This window comes from Crenothrix polyspora, assembly GCF_900163755.1.
GTDB lineage: Bacteria > Pseudomonadota > Gammaproteobacteria > Methylococcales > Methylomonadaceae > Crenothrix > Crenothrix polyspora.
In genome coordinates this window covers 1-5,148 of record NZ_FUKI01000033.1, presented here as the reverse complement: position 1 = coordinate 5,148, position 5,148 = coordinate 1, and the positions used below count along the sequence as shown (strand labels likewise).

Sequence of the window (5,148 nt, the reverse complement as noted above, 5' to 3'; positions counted from 1 at the left end):
CTGAGCTTGTCGAAGTGTGCCGTTCATGCTTCGACAAGCTCAGCACGAACGGTGGCTGTAACTGTTCTAAGTTAAAAACGCTGTAAGTACACATATTGTGGCGGATTGCCTAGCGGCGAATCCACTCTATATTTTTGTTCAGCGCTAATTACGTATTTTTTCGTGCGTTTTTTAAAAGGCCGCGAATTTAGGCTTTAAAATTATGGGTGTCTTATTAAAAATTGCAAAGACTGACGCATCGATACCTAAGCGATTTATGCAGGCGCTGGAAAGCAGGATGGATTCTAGTGATATGACGACAACCACCGTAAAAGCTGCGCCTATCATGCCTAACGAGCCAATTAAAAAATAATTGAGGATGAGCATAATCAAGGTTGATAACATTGATACAAATAAGCAAAAACCATGATGGCCAGTTAAACTGAGTACTTGTGATAACGGCCCGACAGCAGCACGGATAACTTGTGCAAGTGCCAATAATTTTAAAGCATCATAGCCTTCAATAAATTCTGTGCCAAAGTAAGACAGAATTTTTTTACCAAACACAATAAAAATAATTAAGCCGCACAGCGACGACCAAAATTTCAGTTGTGTGGTGAGGGTGATAATGCGCTGTAATTTTACGCTGTCGTTAGCAGCATAAAGTTGTGAAAAACGTGGTAGTAAAATAGCGTCAATGGATTGAACGCCAAAAGCCAGCAGTACAGCGACTCGAAAGCAGGCATTAAAAATAGCCAGTTGTTCAGCATTTAAATATAAACCAACGGTGACAATATTAATATCTAAGAAAAAATTTGAAAACAACGCAACAAATAGCAGTGGAAAACCTGTACGTACCCAATGCTTTGTTTGATAAAGCGGTTTGACATCAACAAAATGCCTTGCTAGTCGTCTTTTTAAGTAAATAGCCGACGTTAACCAAACAAAACCCATGATCACAACATGCATTAGCATAACATTAGACGCATTGAGATGATGGCCAAGTTGTCGCGTTATAACAATTGCAGCAATTAATAATAACGGCCTAGTAACATTAGTTGGCATGAATGCCGCCGCAAACCAGTTTAGGCATTGGCCGATAGTGCATTGCCAGTTAATTAAACACATAGCGGGTATACCAATCATCGCGTAAGTTAACGCTTTGGTGTACTGCGGGGAAACAATGCCGTCAGTTTCATAAATTAGTATTTCACCGGCAATAGCAAAACACAGCCCAGATAAGAAAACAATTTTTAGCCCTATGCGAATAATTCCGATAATCGGGCCGTGTTTTTTATTGGTAAGACCTTGGCCAATAAACATTAACGCTGAAGAGCTTAAGCCCAGGCCGGCAATAATCGCCAGTAAATTACACCAAGAAAACGCATACACATAAATACCTACTTCTGCTGCCCCCATCCAGCGAGCCAGTAAAATTTGTGTACCAAAAACGGCAGCAGCACCAATGATGCGGTTGATGAAGACAAAAATAGCGTTGCCAAATAGTTGTAAAGATTCTTTATAGTTCACGGCAAGAGAGGGTGTATGCTAATTGCTAAGAAGATTGCTTGTTAGTATTTGGCTATGGCGATAATGTTAAAAATATAATTAGCTGCAGCATGCCGGTAATCTGGGTCATCATATGCAATTATTTAAGGTCTTGCAAGGTCTTATGTCAGCTTTATTTTATAGTTAATAATTTTTATAATGCCGTATTATAGGGCGTTAAATAGGGTTAATGTAAAATAATTTGACCATTAAATTTTAATTATTTAACTCTAACTTAAGAAATGTGTTTTATTTTACCCACAATGATTTTGTCTGATTATGTTCCTCTAATTGACTAGGATAGAAAATATGATGAAGAAACCGATAACGAAGATAAAGCTTTTATTAGTACCGGTCATATTATTAGCGCATTTTGTTGGCAGTGCGTGTTGGGCGAGAGATTTAACCCATGCTGGTCGAGTTCGGTTTTTTAATAATGCCAATGCTGATTTTGATCATTATGTAAATAATCCGAGTATTGTACAAAAAAAATGGATGTCGATGCATTATGCACGCATGTTGACCTATGCACCGAGTTTTGATAAAAAAAATGCTTGGTATAAAAATGGCTTGGCTTATGTGAATAGTTACGCTATCTATGCAAATGAACCGTTGGCAAAGTCGCATCCAGAATGGATTATGCGTGATGCGCACGGCAATAAGCTTTATATTCCCTGGGAATGTGGAGGAGGGCGTTGTACGCAGTTTGCCGGTGATTTTAGCAATCCGGTATTTCGGCGTTATATGATTCAAAAAATGAAGGCGATAGTAAAAAAAGGCTATAAAGGCGTGTGGCTGGATGATGTTAATCTTATTTGGCGCGTAGGTAATAACAACGATGTTAATACGTTTATCGCCCCTATTGATAAAAATACCGGCTCACCGATGACGTTGAATAATTGGCGACGGTATTTTGCTCAGTATATGACAGAAATTCGTGCCGCGTTGCGTAATAAAGAAATTGCCCATAATGCTGTATGGTACGCAGATCAGTCTAAAACTGAAAATTCTTATATTACGCAACAAATTAAATCGGCGAATTATATTAATCTTGAGCGCGGTGCTAGCGATAATGGTTTGGTGCGCGGAACCGGCGAATGGGGCTATGAGCGATTTTTAAAATACATTGATTATGTTCATAAGCGTGGTGCGGGAGTTATCTTAATGGATGATGGCTATAACACGACACAGCGTGAATACGGTTTGGCAACGTGGCTGTTAATCAGTCAAGGTCATGATTTTTTCAGTAGTAATCAACGCAACTGGAATACCCCTGATAGCTGGTGGAAAGGCTATAACCTTAATTTGGGTAAGGCATTGAATGATCGTTATAACTGGCATAATGTTATTCGTCGTGATTTTGCCTGCGGTAGTGTGTTTTTAAATCAGCCAGGTACAAACACAGTAGCCATTTCTTTAGGATCGGGTTATAAAAACTTAGGGGCGGGGTCTGTTACCTCGGCTTATTTACAGGCAAAGACGGCGGTTATTTTAACGACGCGTTGCAATAATGCCAGAGTCGTGCCCTCTCATAAATTTCTGCCATAACACACTATTGGCAAGTAATTAGCCACACAGTAATAGCGTTTGACTGCGGGATCATCTCATAGCGTGTGATAATCGTGGTTTTTTGAAAAAAAATCTGTATATTTAGCTAATATTAAAGCTTACCCATGTTGGGTTAATTATGCAAATGAGTGCTGTTGATACCATGTTGTCACATAATACTGTTGGTACACTTCCCGAACGTTTAACGTTGCGGCTTTGTTTTATTTGGCTGATATTTGCCATCAGTTGTCTGGTTTTTGTTGAACCTGCGCCTTACGACGGTCTTCTTATTTTGGTTGGCTTGTATTGCTTTACCTTTGGACTGCGTTTTTCGCCGCATTTGGCCACGCCGTTGTTTTTTTTAAGCGGGTATATATTAGCGAATTTGATAGCAACAATGCTTGCGCCAGACCCGATACACTGCCTTAAGCATATGGCGGTCACTTTTTTTCTTATTTTCAGTTGGGGTTTTTTTGCCAGTATTATTCACGATAATCCGCTACGCCTGTATAAGATTATCTGGAATGGCTATATATTTTCGGCGGTGTTGGCGGTTTGTCTTGGCTTGATCGGTTTTTTGAAGATCACACCTTATTATGAGCTGTTTTTATTTTTCGACCGAGTAAAAGGACCTTTTAAAGATCCGAATGTGTTTGGGCCTTACTTAATACCGGTTGCCGTTTATTTGATTTTGCAATTAGAAAGCGCTAAAGGCAAATTGGATTTTTTAAAGCGAATAGGCTTGTTGCTGTTTGTGGTTGCTGGCATTTTACTGAGTTTTTCCAGGGGTGCGTGGTTTAATTTGGTGATGGCCGCTACGATGTATACCATTTTGAGATTGGTCACGGCTAGGTCGCGTGCAGATACCGCAGCACTTATTAAAATAGTGAGTTTGGTGGTGATAGCCATTATGGTTATTGCTATTTGGGCAGTAACGACCATTGATGATATTGGCCAAGTGTTTTCACACCGCGCACAATTGGTACAAAGTTACGATAAAGGCTCTGATGGGCGTTTTGATGCCATACTTATTGCTATCAACAGATCACTTATTCAGCCTATGGGGATAGGTCCTGGGCAAGCATCCGAAGTGTTAGCACTTGATCCGCATAATTTGTTTGTACATATTATGGTAGAGACTGGGTGGCTGGGCGCATTTGCTTTTTCTGGATTTATTGTTGTTACACTCAAAGAAGGCTTTGCTGTGTGTATGCAGCCATCAAAAATACAGAATATTTGTATTGTTTTGTTTGTTTGCCTGCTGTCTACGCTTTTGGAAAGTATGATTATACACAGTACGCATTGGCGGCATTTGTATGTGGTGCTGGGTATGCTGTGGGGAGGGATTTCTGCAAAACGCAGTAATTTTGTTTAACCGTTCCACCCGAAGAGTACTGCTTTGTCCATTATCACTCCATAAGCTGATAACCAACAAGCCAGCCAGTTCAGTGGCTGGTTTCGTCATCTGGGTAATGTCTATCAGCCAATAAACGTAAAGCTAAGGGACTTGCCTTTCACGGAAGATTAGCAAAGCCGTCGAAGCTGGAAAAATAGCAAACTTCCAAAGCCGCAAAACACCATGTTTATCGATTTACCCGCAGCAATGCGGGTTTATAAATATTCCTCGGATAATTCAATATATTGACATCCGGTTTTTCAAGTTCGTTAATTGCATTTTTAGCAATCCATTTTGCTGATTTACTATTAATGGCCAGAATACGTTTAGCAACGACTATTGCCCTTTTCTTTAGATCAACATTTCTTTTACCAACATTGCGAAGAGTCCAATTCACTGCCTTTTTAACATATATTCGGTCGTCATTTGCTTCTCGCTCAATAACTGGGAAAAATTGCTCAAACACTTCGTTGCCTGCGGCTTTGTCTGCAAAACCATAAGCCGCCATGATGACGAAACCGGCTCGTTTTATGAATTCATTTTCATGCTTTGACCATTCAAATGCCTTGGCTAAACCATGCTTACTGTTAGCGAAAAATCCCATGCAGAATGAATCACACCGACATTCCGCACCCCGCTCAACGTAAAAATTATTTAAACTGTATAGCCTATTAACA

At 39.9% G+C, this 5,148-nt stretch carries 4 protein-coding genes; 2 read left to right on the top strand and 2 right to left on the bottom strand.

From position 1 onward, the window contains the following. Positions 1-171 precede the first annotated feature (171 nt). Complete coding sequence (locus CRENPOLYSF2_RS02240) at positions 172-1,509, bottom strand: lipopolysaccharide biosynthesis protein (RefSeq protein WP_087142339.1); 1,338 nt, start codon at positions 1,507-1,509, stop codon at positions 172-174. Between the two features lie 327 nt (positions 1,510-1,836). Here CRENPOLYSF2_RS02240 and CRENPOLYSF2_RS02235 point away from each other — a divergent pair, with 327 nt between their 5' ends. Further along, positions 1,837-3,075, top strand: a complete 1,239-nt coding sequence (locus CRENPOLYSF2_RS02235; RefSeq protein ID WP_087142338.1) for a putative glycoside hydrolase — start codon at positions 1,837-1,839, stop codon at positions 3,073-3,075. Positions 3,076-3,214: 139 nt separating this feature from the next. Continuing rightward, positions 3,215-4,450, top strand: coding sequence for an O-antigen ligase family protein (locus CRENPOLYSF2_RS02230; RefSeq protein ID WP_087142337.1), 1,236 nt, complete (start codon positions 3,215-3,217; stop codon positions 4,448-4,450). Positions 4,451-4,658: 208 nt separating this feature from the next. On the opposite strand, the gene CRENPOLYSF2_RS02225 is transcribed toward CRENPOLYSF2_RS02230, so the two are convergent. Continuing rightward, the coding region (locus tag CRENPOLYSF2_RS02225; RefSeq protein WP_140396766.1) for a DNA alkylation repair protein at positions 4,659-5,148 on the bottom strand (490 nt) is incomplete at its 5' end.